Source organism: Streptomyces sp. NPDC048278 (assembly GCF_040652195.1).
In the GTDB taxonomy this organism is placed as follows: domain Bacteria; phylum Actinomycetota; class Actinomycetes; order Streptomycetales; family Streptomycetaceae; genus Streptomyces.
Window position 1 is genome coordinate 155,633 of record NZ_JBEZLP010000015.1, and the last position, 18,300, is coordinate 173,932.

The following is an 18,300-nucleotide window of genomic DNA, read 5'->3' on the forward strand; positions in this document are numbered from 1 at the left end:
TTCGCCGTACGGCCGTATACGGCGGCGCGTCGGGCGCGGCCGTACGTTTGAGCGTTTCCGGGCCGGGCTAGGTTGACGCGTATGGCTTCCCCCATGGCTTCCACCGGCGGTGCCGAGGTGCTGGTCGCCTCGAACCGCGGCCCGGTCTCGTACGACCTGCGCGAAGACGGTTCGCTGCACGCCAAACGGGGCGGCGGCGGGCTGGTCTCAGGGCTCTCGGCCATCGGGCCCGACGCCGACGCCGTATGGGTGTGCGCGGCGCTGGGCGACGGCGACCGCGAGGCGGTACGGCGGGCCGAGGGCGGCCGGCTGCCGGCCGGGGACACCGGCGGGCAGCAGGTCCGGATGCTCGACATCGACGCGGACGTCTTCGCCGACGCGTACAACGGCATCGCGAACTCGGCGCTCTGGTTCGTCCACCACATGCTCTACCAGACCCCGCTGGAACCGGTCTTCGACGCGGAGTTCCGCCGCCGGTGGGCGTCGTACCAGGCCTACAACCGCGCGTTCGCCGAGGCGCTGGCGCAGGAGGCGGCCGAGGGTGCGGTGGTGGTCATCCAGGACTACCACCTGGCACTGGCCCCGCGGATGCTCCGCCGGCTCCGCCCCGACCTGCGGATCGGCCACTTCTCCCACACGCCCTGGGCGCCGCCGGACTACTTCCGGCTGCTCCCCGACGACATCGCCGCCGAGCTGCTCAGCGGGATCCTGGGCGCCGACCACGCCGCGTTCCTGACGCGGCGGTGGGCGGACGCGTTCGTCGACTGCTGCCACGCGGTGCTGGGCCCGGGGATCCCGGCCGCCGACCCGGCGTCCGGCGGGACCAGGATCGGGGTGCACGGGCTGGGCGCCGACGCGGACTTCCTGCGGAAGCGGTCGCACGAACCGGACGTCGGCGAGCGGATGGCCGCGCTGCGGGAGGAGATCGGCGGCGAGGGGCGGAAGACGATCGTCCGCGTCGACCGCACGGAGCTGTCGAAGAACATCGTGCGGGGACTGCTGGCCTACCGGCAGCTGCTCGACGACCGTCCCGAGTGGCGGGAGCGGGTGGTGCACGTCGCGTTCGCGTACCCGTCGCGGCAGGACCTCGCGGTGTACCGCGACTACACCGCCGAGGTGCAGCGGGTCGCGGACGACATCAACTCGGCGTACGGGACGGCGGGTTGGACGCCGGTGGTACTGCACGTCAAGGACGACTTCGCCCGCTCCCTCGCGGCGTACCGGCTGGCCGACGTGGCACTCGTCAACCCCATCCGGGACGGGATGAACCTGGTCGCCAAGGAGATTCCCGTGGTGTCGGACGAGGGGTGCGTGCTGGTGCTGTCGCGGGAGGCGGGGGCGTACGAGGAGCTGGGCGAGGACGCGGTCGTGGTGAACCCGTACGACATCGGGGGGACGGCGGAGGCGCTGGCGCTGGCGCTGGCCATGCCGGTGGAGGAGCGGGCGGAGCGCTGCAAGCGGCTGGCCGCCGCGGCTACGGGGTTGCCGCCGGCGGCCTGGTTCCTCGAGCAGCTGGAGGCGTTGGGCGGGTAGAGCCGAATCCGCGGGCCGGTGGGGGCTGGTCGCGCAGTTCCCCGCGCCCCTTACGGGGCGCTTCAGTCAAGGGGCGCTAGAAGTTACGGGGCGCTCAAAGCTGCCAGGCTTCTCAGGAGGCGTACTACCCCTTCCGGGCCTTCCACCACCAGGTCGGAGCGGTCGGCCAGTTCGGTGACCTCCTCGCTGCCGCTGCATACGAGCAGGCCGGGGACGCCCTCCTCGCGGAGTTTCTCGACGGCGGCGAAGGCGGGGATGTCGCCGAGGTCGTCGCCGGCGTAGAGGATCGCGCCGGCGTTGAGGTGCCGTGCGTATGCGCGCAGGGCCACGCCCTTGTCCATGCCCGGGGGGCGGAGTTCCAGGACCAGGCGGCCCGGTTCGACGATCAGGGCGTGGTCGGTGGCGAGGTCGGTGAGGGGGGCGCGGAGGGTTTCGAAGGTGGCCTGGGGGTCGGGGGCGCGGCGGGTGTGGACCGCGATCGCCCGGCCCTTCTCCTCGATCCAGGTGCCGTGCGCGGCCCCGGCGCGGTCGAGGAGGGCGGGGAGTTCGGCGCGGACGGCGGCGATGCCGGGGTGCGGGGGCGGTGCGGTGAGCTCGCCGGTGGCCGCGTCCCAGCGTTCGGCGCCGTAGTGGCCGAGGACGACGAGGTGTTCCAGGCCGGGCACGCCCGCGAAGCCGCCGTAGCGGACGGCCACCTCGGCCGGGCGCCCGGTGACCACGGCGACGGCGGCCACCTTCGGGGCGAGCGCGGCCAGCACCGGTACGGCGTCCGGGTGGGCCCGCGCCTGCTCGGGGTCGGCGACGATCGGCGCGAGCGTCCCGTCGAAGTCGAGTCCGACGAGCGCGGTGCCGGGCTGAGCGAGGAGAGCGGCGAGGCCGTCGCGACCGGCCTGGGTCCGCGGCGTCGGGAGGGGTTCCGTGATGTGGGTTCCCATGAGCCGACACTATCCGAGCAACGCCCCGTACAGCGCCCCGTAAGGGGCGCTGGGGGTCCCCCCGGCCGAAGGCTGGGGGAGGAACTGCGCGACCAGCCCCCACCGGCCCGCGGATCAGGTCACCGCTCCTCCCGCCGCGCGTCCCGCACGCGCCGCAGCCTGTTCACCGTCACCGGATCATGGGCCAACGCCCGCTCGTCATCGAGCAGGGCGTTCAGGAGCTGGTAATAGCGCACCGGCGCCAGGTCCAGCTCCTCGCGTATCGCGCGTTCCTTCGCGCCGGGGCTCGGGAAGCCCCGGCGTTCGAGGGCGAGGACGGCCCGCTCGCGCTCGCCCAGTTCATGCCGGTCCATGGCGAGAACGGTAGCGCTCAGCCGGTCGCCGCCGCCGTACGGCTGTCCGCCGTCGCCGCCTCGGCCTGGATGCGGGTGAGGACGCCGGTCGGGTTGCCGGCCGGGCTCACCGCCGTACCGATCTGCTTCTTGATGTCGGCGCTGATCGCGGCCCAGGAGGTCTTGCCCGCGGGGTAGAGCTGCGAGGTGGGCAGCTGCTCCAGGAAGGGGCGCAGCTGCTTGTCCTCGGCCCGGGTGGAGTCGGTCATCGTCTGGGACGCGGAGGTGGTGACGGGCAGCAGGCCGTACTCGCGGGAGAAGGCGAGGACGTTCTTCTCGCTGTACACGTAGTCCAGGAAGTCGCCGACCTGCTCGGCGTGGCCGTTCTGCTTGAACGCGGCCATCCAGTCGGCGACGCCCATGGACGCGGTGGTGGTGCTCTGGCCGGCGCGGGCCGGCATCGGGACCGCGCCGAACTTCACGCCCTTCTTCTCGGCCTGCTTGATCAGCGTGGGGTGGCCGTTGACCATGCCGACCCGGCCGTCGGCGAAGGCGGCGAACGCGGTCGCGCGGTTCAGCTTGGCGGGGGCCACCGGGCCGGTCAGGCCCTTGCCGACCAGTTCGTCCTTGAGCCAGGTGAGGGTGTCGATGTTCTGCGAGGAGTCGATCGTGTACGTGCCGGTGTCGTCGGTGTAGCCGCTGCCGCCGCTGAGCAGCCACTGCATGGTCTCCGCCTGCGCCTCCTCGGGGCCGAGCGGCAGCGCGTACGGGTATGTCACGCCGTCCGCCTTGAGCGCCTTCGCGTCGGCTTCGAGCTCGTCCCAGGTGGTGGGCGCGGTGGTGATGCCGGCCTGGGAGAAGAGGGTCTTGTTGTAGAAGAGGACGCGCGTGGACGCGGCGAAGGGTATGCCGTACTGCGCGTGGTTCCACTGGCCGGCTTCGGCGAGCTGGGAGGGGAAGTCGGCCTGGACCGGGATGGAGAGCAGGTCACCGGCCTCGTACAGCTTGCCGGCGGCGGCGTAGTCGGCGTACGCGCCGATCTGGGCCAGGTCGGGGGCGTCGCCCGCGTCGACCATGTCCTTGACCTTGCGGTCGACGTCGTTCCACGAGTAGACGGTGACGTCGACCTTCACGCCGGAGTGCTGGGCCTCGTAGGCCTTGGCCAGCTTGGACCAGTACTTCTGGGAGCTGTTGGCGGCGGAGTCTCCGTAGTCGGCGGCGACGAGTCTGAGGGTGACGTCCGAGGATCCCGTCGTCCCACACCCACCGAGGACCGCCGTCATGCCCGTTGCGGACACCACCGCGATCATTCCTGCCCTACGCCGCCGCACGTGTACTACCCCTGTTTCTTACTGTCTCGCTGTTCAATATGTGGACCTATAAGGTCTACACCACGCAAGTGGACTAGACCTCTTGCGGGTCGACGGGCCACACTGTTCCCGTGAGACATGTCATCGCCCTGGACGTGGGCGGCACCGGAATGAAGGCCGCGCTGGTCGGCCCGGACGGCGAGCTGCTCCACCGGGACCGCCGGGCGACCGGCCGGGACCGCGGCCCCGACGCCGTCGTCACCGCCATCCTCGACTTCGCCGCCGAGCTGAAGGCGTACGGCGAGCAGCACCTCGGCGAACCGGCGTCCGCGGCCGGCCTCGCGGTCCCCGGCATCGTGGACGAGCGGGCCGGCGTCGCGGTCTACGCGGCCAACCTCGGCTGGCGCGACGTCCCGCTGCGCACCCTCCTCGCCGACCGCCTCGGCATCCCGGTCGCCCTCGGCCACGACGTCCGCACCGGCGGCCTGGCCGAGGGCAGGCTCGGCGCGGGCCGGGGCGCCGACCGCTTCTTCTTCGTGGCCCTCGGCACCGGGATCGCCGGCGGCTTCGGCCTGGACGGCCGGGTGGAGTCGGGCGCGCACGGCTTCGCGGGCGAGATCGGCCATGTCGTCGTACGGCCGCAGGGTGCCCCCTGCCCGTGCGGGCAGCGCGGCTGCCTGGAGCGGTACGCGTCGGCGGCGGCGGTGAGCGAGGCGTGGGCGGAGGCCGTCGGCGACCCGGACGCGGACGCGGCGGACTGTGCGAAGGCGGTCACGTCCGGTGACCCGAACGCCGTCCGGATCTGGGACGAGGCGGTGGCCGCCCTGGCCGACGGCCTGGTCACCGCCCTCACCCTCCTCGACCCCCGGGTCCTCATCATCGGCGGCGGCCTGGCGGAGGCGGGGGACGTCCTCTTCGAACCCCTGCGGGAGGCGGTGGAGGCCCGGGTGACCTTCCAGAAACTCCCGTCCATCGTCCCGGCCGAGCTGGGGGACACGGCCGGCTGCCTGGGCGCGGGCCTGCTCGCCCAGGACCTACTCACGACGACCACTCCGGAGGTAACCCCCTGATGGCTGCAAACGAGCGTGACTACAGCGCCCCGTCAGGGGCGCGGGGCGTAGTTCAATCTGCGGCTACCGCCGCGTGCGCGCGACCAGCCACAACACTCCCGCAGCCGGCGTCGAACGGTCTGATCCTCAACGGTGCCCGAACAGTCCTCCCCACCGGAGTGGTCGACAGGGGACGCCTGGTCGTCAATGGCACGAAAATCGCCGCCGACGCCCCTGAGAACGCCCAGGTCATCGACCTCACCGGCCACTGGCTCCTGCCAGGCTTCGTCGACCTCCACAACCACGGCGGCGGCGGAGCCTCCTTCAGCTCCGGCACCGCCGAACAGGTCCTCACCGGCGTCCACACCCACCGCACGCACGGCACGACCACCCTGGTCGCCTCCACCGTCACCGACGACATGGACGTCCTCGCCCGCCAGGCCGGCCTTCTCTCCGAGCTCGCCGAGCAGGGCGACATCGCCGGCATCCACTTCGAGGGCCCCTTCATCTCCCCGTGCCGCAAGGGCGCGCACTCCGAGGCGCTGCTGCGGGACCCGGACCCGGCGGAGGTCCGCAAGCTGCTCGACGCGGCGCGCGGGCACGCGAAGATGGTCACGCTCGCCACCGAACTGCCCGGCGGCATCGAGTCGGTACGGCTGCTCGCGGAGCACGGCGTGATCGCCGCCGTCGGCCACACGGACGCGACGTACGAGCAGACGGTGGAGGCGATCGACGCGGGCGCCACGGTCGCCACCCACCTCTTCAACGCGATGCCGCAGATCGGCCACCGCGCCCCCGGCCCGATCACCGCGCTCCTGGAGGACGGCCGTGTGACGGTCGAGCTGATCAACGACGGCACCCATCTCCACCCCGCCTCGCTGCAGTTGGCCTTCCACCACGCGGGTCCGGACCGGGTCGCGTTCATCACGGACGCGATGGACGCGGCCGGCAGCGGTGACGGCCGCTTCCTCCTCGGTCCGCTGGAGGTCGAGGTCACCGACGGGGTGGCCCGGCTGGTGGACGGCGGTGCCATCGCGGGCTCCACGCTGACGCTGGACCGCGCGCTGCGGCGGGCGGTCACCGTCGACGGGCTCCCCGTCGAGCACGCCGTCGCCGCCCTCTCCGCCAACCCGGCCCGCCTGCTGGGCCTCTACGACCAGGTCGGCTCCCTGGAGCCCGGCAAGGACGCCGATCTCCTGGTCCTGGACGCGGACTTCACGCTGAAGGGCGTGATGCGGAAGGGTGCGTGGGTGGTCGCACCCGAACTGTCCTGATCCCTCCCCCTGTCGAGAGACGGCGACCCTAGGCCGGTCGCCGTCTCTTTGGCATGATCGAGGCCCCCCAACCGACGGCACGGGCATATGCGAGGGAGGTCGCCCGGTGATCCTCACCGTCACGCTGAACGCCGCCCTGGACATCACCTACCGGGTCGGCACCCTGCGCCCGCACACCACGCACCGCGTCTCGGACGTGACGGAACGGCCGGGCGGCAAGGGGATCAACGTGGCCCGGGTGCTGGCCGCGCTCGGGCACGAGACGACGGTGACCGGGTTCGCGGGCGGGGCCACCGGGAGGGCGGTACGGCAACTCCTCGCGGACACCCCGGGCGTACGGGACGCACTGCTCCCGGTCGCCGGGCCGACCCGCCGCACCATCGCCGTCGTGGACGAACTGACCGGCGACACGACCCAGTTGAACGAACCCGGCCCGCAGACAGCGCCCGCCGAGTGGGGCACCTTCCTCGACCGCTACGAGGAACTGCTCGCCGGAGCCTCGGCGGTGGCACTGTGCGGCAGCCTGCCGCCGGGGGTGCCGGTGGGGGCGTACGCCGGGCTGATCAAGGCCGCCCGGTCCGCCGGGGTCCCGGTCCTCCTCGACACCAGCGGGGAGCCACTGCGCCGCGGGGTCGCGGCCCGCCCGGACCTGGTCAAGCCGAACGCCGACGAACTGGCCGAACTCACCGGCTCCCACGACCCGGCCCGCGCCACCCAGGACGCCCGCCGCCGCGGCGCCCGCACGGTGGTCGCCTCCCTGGGCGCCCAGGGCCTGCTGGCCCTCACCCCGGAGGGCCGCTGGCGCGCCACCCCACCCACCCGCGAACACGGCAACCCCACCGGCGCGGGCGACTCCGCCGTAGCCGGCCTCCTCTCCGGCCTGGTGGAACAACTCCCCTGGCCAACCCGCCTGACCCGCGCGATCGCCCTGTCGGCAGCGACGGTACGGGCCCCGGCAGCGGGCGAGTTCGACCGCGTGACCTACGAGAGGCTGCTCGGCCAGGTCACGGTGACGGGCGGCGCGACGGCTGCTTAGCCCTTGTTCGTGTGCTTGCCCTGCTGCACCCACAGCTGGTCCAGCAGGACGTCGCAGCTGTCCCCGCTCTGGCAGGACAGGGAGATCGTGTTGGTGCCCTTGGTGAGGGTCGGCCACGTGTAGCTGGTGGTCCAGGCCTTGGTGGGGTCACTCTGGTGCGTGTAGTTGTCCAGACTGAACTTGCTGCCGAACGCCTTGCCATTGATGGTGAGCGTCATGCTCCCATCCGTTGTGGCGCTGTAGTGGGCGAAGATGGTGTAGAGCCCGTCCGCCGGGATGCCGTTGACCGTCCAGGTGACGCCGGCGCCGGTCTGGTTGAGGTTCGTCACATAGATGCCGCCGTCGGCCTTCGCGCCCTTCACGTCCGACGCCAGCGAGGCGCCGCCGTCCAGGCGGAGGGCCTTCGCGTCGATCGGCGGGATGTCGCCCGTGGAGTCGGCCGAGCTCGTGCTCGACGGTGAAGGCGAGGCGCTCGTCGACTGGGTCGGGGTGGTGGAGGCGTCGCCGCTTGCCTTGTTGTCGTCTCCGTTGCCGTTCATCATCGCGACGCTGATGCCTATGACGACGGCGGCGACGACCGCGACGGCTCCGATGAGGAGGCCCTTGGTGTTGGGGCCCCGGCCGCGGCCGGTGTTCTGCGGGGCGTGGCGGGTGGTCGGGGCGCCGCCCGGGAAGGTCTCCGGGGCCTGGTAGGCCGCGTTCGGTGGCTGGCCGTAGCCGCCCGGCTGCTGGGGGATGGTCTGGCCGCCGTACTGCGGCTGGGGTGCCTGCTGCTGGCCGCCGTACGTACGCTCGCCGACCGAGCGCACCCTGCTGACCTGATGCGGGTAGCCGTAGCCACCGCCGCCGGACGGCGGCTGGGCCCCTCTGGCCTGACCATCGGCGTAGAGGTAGCCGAACGGGTCGTCGTCCTCGGGCGTGCTCGCGCCGTTGTCGCCGGGCGTCATCCCTTGGTACTCCTCAACAGGTGCGGGCGGATGCGGTACAGGTATTGAGAGTCGAGCCTACCCGGTCTGGCTGAGCCAATCGGGTGACTCGGATCGCATCAACGCGATGACCTGCGGATCATCCGGCGCGGCGATGTGCTTTGGGACGAGATCGTTTCTCTACGTACATCCGCTCGTCGGCGGATTTCAGGACTTCGTCGGCCGTCATGCCGCAGTGCGCCCATCCGATGCCGAAACTGGCGCCCACCCGGACGGCCCGGCCCTCGGCGCGGATCGGCTGGATGATCTCGTTGCGCAGGCGTACGGCCAGGTCCTGGGCGTCGGCCTTGCCGAGGCCGTCGGCGAGGATCACGAACTCGTCGCCGCCGAGGCGGGCCACGGTGTCGCCGTCGCGGACGCCCCGGGAGAGCCGTCTGGCGACCTCGATGAGGACCGCGTCGCCCGCGTTGTGGCCGAACCGGTCGTTGATCGACTTGAAGCCGTCGAGGTCGCAGAAGAGCACCGCGAGCCCCTTGGCGCCGTCGTCGCGGCCCTCCTCGGGGGCGACGGTGTGCACGTGGTGGTCGTAGCCCTCGTACGTCGTGGTCGCGCCCGCGAAGTCGAAGCCGTGGCCGTTGACGTCGTAGGCGGGGTGGCCGTAGGCCGCGTCCAGGGATTCCAGCTCCCCGGCGTGCCCGGCGCGCCGGCAGAGCCGGGAGGAGAGCCGGGAGCGCAGCTCGGCGGAGTTCGGGAGGCCGGTGAGGGAGTCGTGGGAGGCGCGGTGGGCGAGCTGGAGCTCGCGGCGCTTGCGCTCCTCTATGTCCTCGAGGTGGGTGAGGAGGAAGCGGGGTCCGTCGGCGGCGTCGGCGACGACCGAGTTGCGCAGGGAGACCCAGACGTAGGTGCCGTCGCGGCGGCCGAGGCGGAGCTCGGCCCGGCCGCCCTCCGCGGAGGTGCGGAGCAGGGTGCCGATGTCCTCGGGGTGGACCAGGTCGGAGAAGGAGTAGCGGCGCATCGCGGAGGCGGGGCGGCCCAGGAGGCGGCACAGGGCGTCGTTGGAGCGCAGTATTCGGCCGTGCTGGTCGCCGCCCATCTCGGCTATCGCCATGCCGGAGGGGGCGTACTCGAAGGCCTGCCGGAAGGACTCCTCGCTGGCCCGCAGCGCCTGCTGCTCGCGCTCCAGGCGGACCAGGGCGCGCTGCATGTTGGCGCGCAGCCGGGCGTTGCTGATCGCGATCGCGGCCTGGAAGGCGTACATCTGGAGGGCCTCGCGGCCCCAGGCGCCCGGGTGGCGGCCGTTGCGCGGGCGGTCGACGGAGATCACGCCGAGCAGTTCGCCGCAGGAGCTGCCCGAGACGCCGGGCGTGTACATGGGGGCGAAGAGCCGGTCGGAGGGGTGCCACTCGTCCTCGAACCGGGGCGCGGGGCCGTCGGTGTACCACTGCGGGACGTCGTCGTCGTCGAGGACCCAGCCCTCGGTGTGCGGTATGAAGACGAGGTCGCCCCAGTTCTCGCCCATGTTCAGCCGCCGCTCCCAGGACTCGCGGGAGCCGACCCGGCCGGTGATCAGGGCCTCGGCGGCGGAGTTCCCGGCGAAGGCGGCGACCACGAGGTCGCCCTCGGCGGGGCGTACGAGGTTGATGCACGCCATCTCGTAGTTGAGGGCGGTGATGACGCCGTCGGCGACGGTCTGCAGTGTGTCCGCCAGGCTGCGGGCCGTGTTCATGTCGGCCATGACCTGGTGCAGCTGTCGCAGGGACGCAAGACGGACGTAGGGCTCCGACTCGGTCTCCATGCTCGCCCTCCCCCCGAGACCTCGCAGCGAATCAAGGGTCTGCTTCGGCGCTACTTTTCCCCGCCACTGAATCACAGCGCGCTGCCCACTCGGTACACAGGGTCAACAATTAACGTGCCTTGTGACTCAAGTCACAGGAGAACGTGAACAATTGCGTGGAGTTTCCGCGTTTTCCCTGTGCGTTTACTGAACACAGCCTTTGCGGGTGTGCGCACATGGTGCACGTTACGGCCTTTCGCCCCGCCACACCCGCCGTTGGTCCTAGGACCCGGCTCGGGCCGATGGCCGATGTGGCCGCGCCGGGTCCGACACTAGCGTTTCCGGCGTGCTGAAGACTCCCTCCACCGCCGCCGCAGAAGCCACCGGGCATGCTGTGGGGGTGAGCAACGAAGCGTTCAAGGCCGCCCTCTCCCGGCTCGCCGCCGGCGTGGTCCTGGTGACCGCTCAGGAGCCGCCACTGGACCCGGACGACCCGCTGGCGCCGGCCGGCGAGGACGTCGGCATGACCGCCACCGCGTTCCTGTCGGTGTCGCTCGACCCGCCATTGGTGCTGGTCAGCCTGCGTGAGGGCTCCCGGATGGACGACCTCCTCGACGAACAGCCACGCTGGGCGGTCTCCGTGCTCACCGAGAGCCAGCGGCACATCGCCGGCCGCTTCGCGATGAAGGGCCGGATCAGCGACCGCCTGCTCTTCGAGGACATCCCGTACGTCCGCGGCGAGGCCAGCGGCGCCCCACTGGTCGGCGGCGCCCTCGCGACCCTGGAGTGCCGCACCGAACAGCGGATCACGGCGGGCGACCACACCCTCGTCATCGGCCGCGTCCTCACCGCCGAACTGCCGAGTGCGGAAGGCGGACCGCTGATGTATTTCCGGGGGCGTTACCGGCAGTTGGGATGAGACCGCACGGTCGGTTTTGCACATTCCGCAGACGGCTGCCGACGGGTTGCCGAATGGGCCTTCCGGAGTGCGCGAATGCCTTCTCTGCCGCGCCTCGAAGAAGTGACCACCGCAAATCCGACCACGGCCCTCTGCATTCGCGTGCGGCCCGAGCAGGAACAGAACGTCGAACCGGTCGCCGATTCCCTCACCGAGGCGTACGTCCGTCCATCCCTCACCGAGGCGTACGTCCGTCCGCCGGGGGTCGCCCGGCCGCATCCGATCGTCGACGGAGACCGCACGGTCGGCTTTCTGACGGCCTTCCTCGACACGGCGGAACAGGGCAGGGGCTACGGCGGGTTCGCGGTGGCGACGAGGTCAGCGGCGCCCAGCCGGTGGGCGCACTGGACCTCCGACTCCCACCTGGCTCCGCCTCCCCTGCCGCCCCCGCCGCTAGGACCAGTCGCGGCCGGTTCGCCCCCGCTTCGTGTCCGAGCGCTGCTTCTTCTCCCGCAGCCGGCGTTCGTTGATCCCGCGCGGGATCCGGGTCGGCCGGCGCGGCTTGGGCGGGGGCGCGGTGGCCTCCGCGAGGAGCGCGGCGAGGCGTACGGCGGCGGTCTCGCGGTTGCGCCACTGCGAACGGTGCTCGGACGCCCGTACGACGATCACCCCGTCGACGAGCCGCCCCGCCAGCCGCTCCAGCGCCCGTGCCTTCCAGACCGGCGGCAGCGCGTCGGTGTTCGCGAGGTCGAAGCGGAGCTCCACCTGCGAGTCACTGGTGTTGACGTGCTGGCCGCCCGGGCCGGACGACCGCGAGAAACGCCAGTTGAGCTCGGCCTCGGGGAGGGAGACGGAGCCGCGGATGACGTAGGGACCGGACATGCCCCTATGGTCGCGCGCCTGACCGGCACACGTCACGCGAATATCGTTCATCACCCGTTTGGCAAAGAAAGTAAAGCGAGGTGGAACCTTCGGTACCCCTCGTGGCGTTCATACGGGTAGCTGTAGCTTCAAGCCCGTACGCCGCACGGCCGTACGCGAAACGAGGGAAAGGACTCCCGACCATGGCTGTAAGCCTCTCCAAGGGTGGCAACGTCTCGCTCACCAAGGAGGCTCCGGGCCTGACCGCCGTCACCGTGGGCCTCGGCTGGGACGTCCGCACCACCACCGGCACGGACTTCGACCTGGATGCCTCCGCCATCGCGGTCAACACGCAGGGCAAGGTCTACTCCGACGGCCACTTCGTCTTCTTCAACAACAAGCAGACCCCGGACCAGACCATCGTCCACACGGGCGACAACCGCACCGGCGAGGGCGCCGGCGACGACGAGGCGATCAACGTCAACCTGGCGGGCCTCCCCGCCGACATCGACAAGATCGTCTTCCCGGTCTCGATCTACGACGCGGAGACCCGCTCGCAGAACTTCGGCCAGGTCCGCAACGCCTACATCCGCATCGTCAACCAGGCCGGCGGCGCCGAGATCGCCCGCTACGACCTCTCCGAGGACGCGGCGACGGAGACGGCCATGGTCTTCGGCGAGCTCTACCGCAACGGCGCCGAGTGGAAGTTCCGCGCGGTCGGCCAGGGCTACGCGTCCGGCCTGGTCGGCATCGCCCAGGACTTCGGCGTCAACGTCTGACGGTCGCTGCGCAGTGCAGAAGCCCCCGGTCGCTTGGACGCGGCCGGGGGCTTCTCCGCGACCGGGCATCTCAGTTCGGGCCGCGCGCGGTTCGGGGAGCAGGTCACCACGGCCAGGGACAGGTAGGCGGGCCGCTCCAGATAGAAGCCGTACGAGACGTCAGTACCGGAGTGCAGTTGCTCGGCCGCAACGTTCACCAGTCGGGCCAGGCGCGCAGTGTCCCGGTCCCTCTCGGAGGCGAAACGAGGCGTGTACTCGACCAGCCGCTCGCCCAGCCATGACGCGGCTTCCTTCGCCTCCTCCCATGTGCCACGGACCGAGGGACGTGGCTTGATCAGCCAGTACGCCGTCTCCAGCGGCGGCAGATCCGACGTGGGGAACTCCGCGGCCACCTCGCGATACCGCTGGATCAGCTCCGGCCTGCTTCCGGCCGGGGGCGGCTCGGAGTGCGGGGGCCGCCGTAGCGCTTCCTGGTCGAAGCGGTCTTTCGGGCCGGTCCACAGGTAGCCGTGGTGGTGCACGAGTCGTTCCCGTTCCGAGAAACGCCGACCGGACCGGCCCCGGGAGGGTGCGGAAGGGACGGCCCGGCCGACCGAGGGCGAGGGATCAGACGTGGAGGCCGAAGCGCACCGGGTCGATACCGGCCGCGTCCAGTTCCTCCGAGGTGAACCGCAGCGGCTGCGCGTCGGGCCGCTTGCTGTCACCCAGCGCCCAGGCGCCGTCGCCGATCCGGGCGAGGGTCACGCACCCCTCGGTGCAGGGTCCGCCGCACGCCTTCACGAACGAGGCCCCGTCGATATCGAGCGCGTACAGATCACTTCCGTCCAGCATCACTGCACCTTCCTGCTCAACTGATCACGGCCACGACCGACCGCCGCCGCCCGTGAAAGGGGCGGGAGTTCAGGGATTCCACCGCTAGGCCGGTGTGGCTCTACTCGGCGCGAACGACCATGGCGAACGAGGTCCGGATGCGCCGGTAACCGGCGTGACCGGACCGGCCTGTGTGGCTCAGGCACGCCACGTCGACGGGCGCCGAGTCATCGGCCGACGTCGACTTCCAACCGCAGTGCAGACACTCGGCCTCGAACGTCGCACCTGTATCGGGATGCTCGGTGATCCGGTGCATCACGTACCGCATCGCCGTCCGAACGCTCACAGTCCGCCCCTGCGGCTGCGCGCGTTGGCTGCGGCGACTCTGGTGCTCAGTCCTCTTGCCGAGTTGGTCGACGGGGGCTTGTAGTCAGGACACTTCGGGCTCCCGCACTCGCACGGAGGCCAGTGCAAGGCCGGCCCCGGTGCCAGGTCGGCGCCTTCGGGGCCGGGGTCACTCTTCTGCACCATGAGCACGCCGCCGACGCCGAACGCTTCGGACAGACGGGAGAGGAACTGCCGGGCCTCACTGCTGCCCGGATGATCGGCTGCTCCGGTCCCCTGCGCCCTGCTGTCGCTCGCCATGGCCCGCCCTCTCCGATGACTTCTCCATGGCAAGGACGTTAGAGAGAGCTGGAAGCGTGGGACCACGAAGTTGCATGGGATTGCATGGCAGTCACCCGAGTGAGTGCATAGCCGCTGTGATCAGGGCGCGGGCATTCGCGCCGTAAACGGCAAGGTCGGCCAACTCAGCGAACGTATCCGCGTACATGGCTACCTCGCTGGGCTGTGTGAGCGTGAGGTATCCCGAAACCAACTCGACGTTGACCTGTGCCGCGTCGAAGATCCAGAATCCCTCTACCGGCATCCGCGAACGGTCCGTGCTCATGGGCACCACGCCCAAGCTGACGTTGGACAGCGTGCCGACCGTGAGCAGGTGGCCAAGCTGGCCAATCTGCACATCGGTCCCTCCGATGCCGTTCCGTAGAACCGATTCCTCAACGAGGAAGGCGAAGCGCCGGCCTCCGTCATAAAGCACGCGCTGCCGCTCCATACGAGCCGTTACCGCTTCCGCCACGTCATCGACTTCGACCCGTCGGCGCTGAACGGCCCGCAACACGGCTTCCGTATAGCCGTATGTCTGGATCAGCCCCGGCACCAACCATGACGAGTAGGACCGGAATCGGTGCGTGCGCTCAAACAGCGGCGAGCGCGCCTCTTGCGCCTGCCTGAGCCCAGCCCGCTCCATTCGCCGCCAACCGACCCACATGCCTTCAGCGGTCCGTAGCGAGGCGATCAGATCGGCGGTCTGATCCTCCGCACCACATGCCTGGCACCAGGCCCGGAGGTCTTCCGCCGATGGGGGCGTGCGGGCGTTCATGATCCGGGATGACTTGGACGGATGCCAGCCGCAGCGCTCAGCGATGTCGCGCCCGGACAACCCAGCGTCCCGGCATAACTCCGTAAGCCGATCAGCGAGAGCCTGCCGGGCTTGCTGGGCACTTGAAGATGGGGAAGCAGCCATGGATCAGATGCCTCAGCGAGGCCGGTACTCCTCGTGAGGTATCGCGCGTCGCCAAGCTGCGTCAAAGGCGTCTGTGCAGAGCTTCACCCGTGCGAAATCGTCCGTGTACTCTCGCCCGTTCTCATCCAACTGTCCGTCACCGGTGAAGTGATGAAAGAGAGCTTGCGCGTCATCGAACACCCAGAAATCGGTGCCGGGCAGCGCGAGATCCGTCGTCTTCCGCCTTGGCAGCCATTTGACTGATTCACCGGCCGCGATATTGGTGAACGTACAGTCGTACTCATACCTCACGTAGTCACTGATCGGCTCAGAGACGATACGCACACGCCGGACGGCGACGCCACGAGCTCTCGCGTCACGCACCGCGTCATGCCAGCCACCCCACCATGCCGACGGGTCGCTGGGGTCGAGGCGCTTCCCCTGTTGCCACGCGATGAACTCGGGGTCATCCAGCATGTAGCTGTCGCGCAGCTCAAGGTGCACTGCTGCCCACTGAGCCTTCGCCAAAGCGCTACGCGCTGGTGGTTGCACTTGCGGTCTCTCGGTTGTCGCCGTGCGGACGGGGGATGTACTGAAGCATGACCGCGGGGAGCCTGATGATCGTCTCGTGTTCCGGGACGTCAGTGGAGTGGCCGGGGATCGAACCGATCTTCTGGCACTCCTTCACTTCCTCCTCAGTCGCCTTGTACGACTGGATCAGGAGGTCTCCCGTCTCCTCATGAAGCCAGATCGTCGGAGACTCGTCGGTCGGCGTGTTGGGGATGATGCCGAGAAACCTTAAGGGCACGTTCGCTCCCGCTGTCGAGTGGTTGCACCAGCGTGCACGAGCGTCACGCGTCCGGCTGTTCAGCGCAAGGGGGCGCATGGGGCAGAGTTGGTGCAGGCGGTTACTCACGCGACGGTGCGCCCGAGATCGCGGTGGCGCCGAAGCCCGGAAACGCGGGCTCCGGTCGTGAGGGGCGTCACTACCAAAGGAACGACGGGGAGAAAGAACCCGACCAAGCCCCACCCCTCCCGCCCGTCGCGCAGCGTCACTCCGGCGAGTGAATATGCGCAAGTGGGCTGGATTTGGGGCGGGTTGCGTGGCCTACGCTCAGCGCAACACGACCGCGATCACCGCGGAAAGACTTCGGCCCCCGCCGGGACGGCAATCCCAGTGCGAGGGCCTGACCACCCAGGAAGTGAACCCCTCTTCCCGATGGATACCGAAAACCCTAGCGCGCCCTCGTGCGCCGAGTCCCGTGTTGCCGCCAGGAAGCACCCGAATCGGGGGTCCGGCGGCGGGCTCATTCACGAACACACCCGCCACACCTCGCACTTCACCGTCGTCGGCAACGACCTGGCCCAGCACCCCGACCTCTCGGGGCTCGCGATCGGCATCGGCACCCACATCCAGTCGCTTCCCGCCGGTGCCCGCGTCGACATCAAGACGCTGGCGGAGCGCCTGAAGGAGGGCAGGACCCGTATCGCCGCCGCGCTGCGGGAACTTGAGGCCGTCGGCTACCTGCGCCGCGAACACGTGCGGCTGCCCGACGGCCGCATCATCACCCGCACGGTCTTCTGCAACCGACCCGGCCACAGCAGCCAGACCCGTCGGCCCGCAGCCGCACCCACACCCGCAGCACGACCGAAGCCGCCGCAGAAGCCGGCCCGAAAGGCCGCCCTCCCGCCCGTACCGCAGCCCTCGTGTGCCGCGCCCGCGCTGCTCCGGCAATCCCTCGACCTGCTCGTACGCCTGCGCCGCCACGACTCCCGGCTGCTGCTGTCGGCCACCGACACCGAGCACCTGGCCCCCGGAGTCGCCGCCTGGCTGGAACGGGACGTCAGCGCAGCCGCCGTAGCGCGCGCCCTGACCACCGACCTGCCGGCCGAGGACCTGCGCCGCCCCGCCGCCCTGCTCGCCCACCGCCTGACGGACCGGCTCCCGCCACCACCGCCGTTCCGCACCCCGGCGCCACAACCGCCCGTAGCGACCAGAGTGCACAACTGCGACAGCTGCGACCGTGGCTTTCGGTCGCCCACCCCCGGACTCTGCCGCGACTGCCGAACCGAATGACAGGGAGTGTCATGACCATCGTCGGCGACAACACCGGGCGAACGGGCTCCCCGAGCCGGGATAGGTTGCCCGCATGATTCTCGCCCCCGTTCCTCTCACCGCCGATCGCGACATCCCGGCGCCGGTTCTCACCGAGCTGACCGCGTTGTATGCGTCCAACCGGGAGTTCCACGCGCTCAGTGGTGACTTCCCGGATCCGGACGGCGTCCGGCCGGAGCAGGTGGCTGCCGCGCTGGCCGACGAGCTGGCGGAGCCGGAGGCGGAGGTGCTGCTCGCGCGGGCCGGGGGGCGGCTGGTCGGGGTGGTGGTCACGCTGGCCCGGCACCCCGACCCGGCCGACCCGGATCCGTGGATCGGGCTGCTGATGGTGGACGCGGAGGCGCAGGGCAAGGGGTACGGGCGGCGGATCGCGGAGGACGTGGAGCGGCGGTTCCGGGCGGCGGGGCGGGACGCCGTGCGGCTCGCCGTGCTGGAGGACAACCCGAAGGGGCTCGCCTTCTGGACCGCCCTCGGGTACGAGGTGACCGGCCACCGCCCGGACCGCGAACGCGGGCGGCCGTGCGCCGTACTCCGCAAGGAGCTGGGCGAGGGCGCGTAGGCACGCCGCCGGAGGGGGCGCGGCGCCATGACACCATCAGCACGTGCTCGACATCGGATACGCCCTCTCCAACCGCTTCCCGGACCCGCCCCAGGCGGACTACCGGCGCGTGGACGTCCACGCGCTGCGCCACGACCTGTTCTGCGGGGACGTCTACCTCGCGGACACCAAGGCGGACCGGGAACTGTCCACAGCCTGGGGATGGGTGCCGGTGCTGGACTTCGCGTGGGCGCTGTGCGACATCGTGGAGCGGCTGGACCGGGATCCGGCGGGGTCCAGGGCGGCCCGGCCCCAGCACGCGGAGCTCGACTTCACCGAGTCCACCGACCGCATGCTCTTCGAGCGCCGCTTCGGCTGGGTGGACATCGAGGCGGACTGGATGCCGGCCGAGGAACCGCCCCTCACCTTCTCCCACGCCGAACTGCGCCGGGAGGCGAGGGACTTCCTGCACGACCTGGTCGCCGACCTCACCGACCTGCACGAGGACCTGGCGGACAATCCGGCGATCTGGACGCTCCAGGCCCGTTTCCCGAGGGTGTCGTAG

General features: G+C 70.7%; 19 protein-coding genes and 2 pseudogenes. 10 read left to right on the top strand and 11 right to left on the bottom strand.

Translation table 11 applies throughout. The features are described from left to right. Positions 1-93: 93 nt before the first annotated feature. On the top strand, positions 94-1,533 hold the full coding sequence (locus AB0D74_RS26055) for a trehalose-6-phosphate synthase (RefSeq protein WP_362591783.1): 1,440 nt from the start codon (positions 94-96) through the stop codon (positions 1,531-1,533). A gap of 83 nt (positions 1,534-1,616) precedes the next feature. Here AB0D74_RS26055 and otsB read toward each other — a convergent pair whose 3' ends face one another. From otsB to AB0D74_RS26070, 3 genes are all read right to left on the bottom strand, one after another. Further along, a complete protein-coding gene (gene otsB / locus AB0D74_RS26060) occupies positions 1,617-2,468 on the bottom strand; it encodes a trehalose-phosphatase (RefSeq protein ID WP_362591589.1) in 852 nt (283 codons plus the stop codon). Positions 2,469-2,587: 119 nt separating this feature from the next. Further along, complete coding sequence (locus tag AB0D74_RS26065) at positions 2,588-2,821, bottom strand: DUF3263 domain-containing protein (RefSeq protein WP_362591592.1); 234 nt, start codon at positions 2,819-2,821, stop codon at positions 2,588-2,590. Between the two features lie 17 nt (positions 2,822-2,838). After that, positions 2,839-4,110 (bottom strand): extracellular solute-binding protein, encoded by a 1,272-nt coding sequence (locus AB0D74_RS26070; protein ID WP_362591595.1) that lies wholly within the window; start codon positions 4,108-4,110, stop codon positions 2,839-2,841. A 131-nt stretch (positions 4,111-4,241) separates the two neighbouring features. On the opposite strand from AB0D74_RS26070, the gene AB0D74_RS26075 reads away from it, so the two are divergent. The 3 genes from AB0D74_RS26075 to AB0D74_RS26085 all read left to right on the top strand — a co-directional run bounded on the left by AB0D74_RS26075 (position 4,242) and on the right by AB0D74_RS26085 (position 7,469). Further along, positions 4,242-5,180, top strand: a complete 939-nt coding sequence (locus AB0D74_RS26075) for an ROK family protein (protein ID WP_362591598.1) — start codon at positions 4,242-4,244, stop codon at positions 5,178-5,180. Between the two features lie 122 nt (positions 5,181-5,302). Beyond that, positions 5,303-6,433, top strand: a complete 1,131-nt coding sequence (nagA, locus tag AB0D74_RS26080) for an N-acetylglucosamine-6-phosphate deacetylase (RefSeq protein WP_362591786.1) — start codon at positions 5,303-5,305, stop codon at positions 6,431-6,433. Positions 6,434-6,539: 106 nt separating this feature from the next. Continuing rightward, positions 6,540-7,469 carry a 1-phosphofructokinase family hexose kinase gene (locus tag AB0D74_RS26085; protein WP_362591601.1) on the top strand — a complete coding sequence of 310 codons (930 nt, stop codon included), beginning with the start codon at positions 6,540-6,542 and terminating at the stop codon, positions 7,467-7,469. Here AB0D74_RS26085 and AB0D74_RS26090 read toward each other — a convergent pair. Beyond that, positions 7,466-8,416, bottom strand: a complete 951-nt coding sequence (locus AB0D74_RS26090) for a carbohydrate-binding protein (RefSeq protein WP_362591603.1) — start codon at positions 8,414-8,416, stop codon at positions 7,466-7,468. The genes AB0D74_RS26085 and AB0D74_RS26090 overlap by 4 nt on opposite strands. A 118-nt stretch (positions 8,417-8,534) precedes the next feature. Then, entirely contained in the window at positions 8,535-10,190 is a 1,656-nt protein-coding gene (cdgB, locus tag AB0D74_RS26095; protein WP_362591606.1) for a diguanylate cyclase CdgB, read from the bottom strand. A gap of 379 nt (positions 10,191-10,569) precedes the next feature. Here cdgB and AB0D74_RS26100 point away from each other — a divergent pair, with 379 nt between their 5' ends. Together AB0D74_RS26100 and AB0D74_RS26105 are read left to right on the top strand one after the other, a co-directional pair. Next, positions 10,570-11,088, top strand: coding sequence for a flavin reductase family protein (locus AB0D74_RS26100; protein ID WP_362591609.1), 519 nt, complete (start codon positions 10,570-10,572; stop codon positions 11,086-11,088). Positions 11,089-11,163: 75 nt separating this feature from the next. Continuing rightward, positions 11,164-11,451, top strand: a pseudogene (locus tag AB0D74_RS26105) (GNAT family N-acetyltransferase); the annotation flags it as partial. 69 nt (positions 11,452-11,520) lie between these two features. Here AB0D74_RS26105 and arfB read toward each other — a convergent pair. Further along, on the bottom strand, positions 11,521-11,949 hold the full coding sequence (arfB, locus tag AB0D74_RS26110; RefSeq protein ID WP_362591611.1) for an alternative ribosome rescue aminoacyl-tRNA hydrolase ArfB: 429 nt from the start codon (positions 11,947-11,949) through the stop codon (positions 11,521-11,523). Between the two features lie 182 nt (positions 11,950-12,131). Here arfB and AB0D74_RS26115 point away from each other — a divergent pair, with 182 nt between their 5' ends. Continuing rightward, complete coding sequence (locus AB0D74_RS26115) at positions 12,132-12,707, top strand: TerD family protein (protein ID WP_362591614.1); 576 nt, start codon at positions 12,132-12,134, stop codon at positions 12,705-12,707. Between the two features lie 56 nt (positions 12,708-12,763). Here the strand turns inward: AB0D74_RS26115 and AB0D74_RS26120 are convergent. The 5 genes and pseudogenes from AB0D74_RS26120 to AB0D74_RS26140 all read right to left on the bottom strand — a co-directional run. Next, a pseudogene (locus AB0D74_RS26120) lies at positions 12,764-13,228 on the bottom strand (hypothetical protein); the annotation flags it as partial. A gap of 85 nt (positions 13,229-13,313) precedes the next feature. Further along, the gene (locus tag AB0D74_RS26125; protein WP_362591617.1) at positions 13,314-13,538 is read right to left on the bottom strand and encodes a DUF397 domain-containing protein; all 225 of its coding nucleotides are present in this window, start codon (positions 13,536-13,538) and stop codon (positions 13,314-13,316) included. A 715-nt stretch (positions 13,539-14,253) separates the two neighbouring features. After that, positions 14,254-15,102: a helix-turn-helix transcriptional regulator gene (locus AB0D74_RS26130; RefSeq protein ID WP_362591620.1), complete on the bottom strand. Its 849-nt coding sequence runs from the start codon at positions 15,100-15,102 to the stop codon at positions 14,254-14,256. Positions 15,103-15,114: 12 nt separating this feature from the next. Next, positions 15,115-15,633 carry a DUF6879 family protein gene (locus AB0D74_RS26135; RefSeq protein ID WP_362591623.1) on the bottom strand — a complete coding sequence of 173 codons (519 nt, stop codon included), beginning with the start codon at positions 15,631-15,633 and terminating at the stop codon, positions 15,115-15,117. Next, complete coding sequence (locus AB0D74_RS26140; protein WP_362591626.1) at positions 15,614-15,889, bottom strand: hypothetical protein; 276 nt, start codon at positions 15,887-15,889, stop codon at positions 15,614-15,616. The genes AB0D74_RS26135 and AB0D74_RS26140 overlap by 20 nt, the downstream gene beginning before the upstream one ends. A 411-nt stretch (positions 15,890-16,300) precedes the next feature. Here AB0D74_RS26140 and AB0D74_RS26145 point away from each other — a divergent pair, with 411 nt between their 5' ends. From AB0D74_RS26145 to AB0D74_RS26155, 3 genes are all read left to right on the top strand, one after another. Then, positions 16,301-17,158 carry a helix-turn-helix domain-containing protein gene (locus tag AB0D74_RS26145; protein WP_362591628.1) on the top strand — a complete coding sequence of 286 codons (858 nt, stop codon included), beginning with the start codon at positions 16,301-16,303 and terminating at the stop codon, positions 17,156-17,158. 73 nt (positions 17,159-17,231) lie between these two features. Continuing rightward, on the top strand, positions 17,232-17,756 hold the full coding sequence (locus tag AB0D74_RS26150) for a GNAT family N-acetyltransferase (RefSeq protein WP_362591631.1): 525 nt from the start codon (positions 17,232-17,234) through the stop codon (positions 17,754-17,756). 43 nt (positions 17,757-17,799) lie between these two features. Next, a complete protein-coding gene (locus tag AB0D74_RS26155; RefSeq protein ID WP_362591634.1) occupies positions 17,800-18,300 on the top strand; it encodes a hypothetical protein in 501 nt (166 codons plus the stop codon).

Bases quoted from the DNA above. Each gene is read 5' to 3' on its own strand.
- arfB (WP_362591611.1), bottom strand. From the start codon at position 11,949: ATGTCCGGTCCCTACGTCATCCGCGGCTCCGTCTCCCTCCCCGAGGCC.
- AB0D74_RS26145 (WP_362591628.1), top strand. From the start codon at position 16,301: ATGGATACCGAAAACCCTAGCGCGCCCTCGTGCGCCGAGTCCCGTGTT.
- AB0D74_RS26065 (WP_362591592.1), bottom strand. From the start codon at position 2,821: ATGGACCGGCATGAACTGGGCGAGCGCGAGCGGGCCGTCCTCGCCCTC.
- cdgB (WP_362591606.1), bottom strand. From the start codon at position 10,190: ATGGAGACCGAGTCGGAGCCCTACGTCCGTCTTGCGTCCCTGCGACAG.
- AB0D74_RS26125 (WP_362591617.1), bottom strand. From the start codon at position 13,538: ATGCTGGACGGAAGTGATCTGTACGCGCTCGATATCGACGGGGCCTCG.
- AB0D74_RS26130 (WP_362591620.1), bottom strand. From the start codon at position 15,102: ATGGCTGCTTCCCCATCTTCAAGTGCCCAGCAAGCCCGGCAGGCTCTC.
- AB0D74_RS26115 (WP_362591614.1), top strand. From the start codon at position 12,132: ATGGCTGTAAGCCTCTCCAAGGGTGGCAACGTCTCGCTCACCAAGGAG.
- AB0D74_RS26055 (WP_362591783.1), top strand. From the start codon at position 94: ATGGCTTCCACCGGCGGTGCCGAGGTGCTGGTCGCCTCGAACCGCGGC.
- AB0D74_RS26070 (WP_362591595.1), bottom strand. From the start codon at position 4,110: ATGATCGCGGTGGTGTCCGCAACGGGCATGACGGCGGTCCTCGGTGGG.
- AB0D74_RS26090 (WP_362591603.1), bottom strand. From the start codon at position 8,416: ATGACGCCCGGCGACAACGGCGCGAGCACGCCCGAGGACGACGACCCG.
- AB0D74_RS26150 (WP_362591631.1), top strand. From the start codon at position 17,232: ATGATTCTCGCCCCCGTTCCTCTCACCGCCGATCGCGACATCCCGGCG.
- otsB (WP_362591589.1), bottom strand. From the start codon at position 2,468: ATGGGAACCCACATCACGGAACCCCTCCCGACGCCGCGGACCCAGGCC.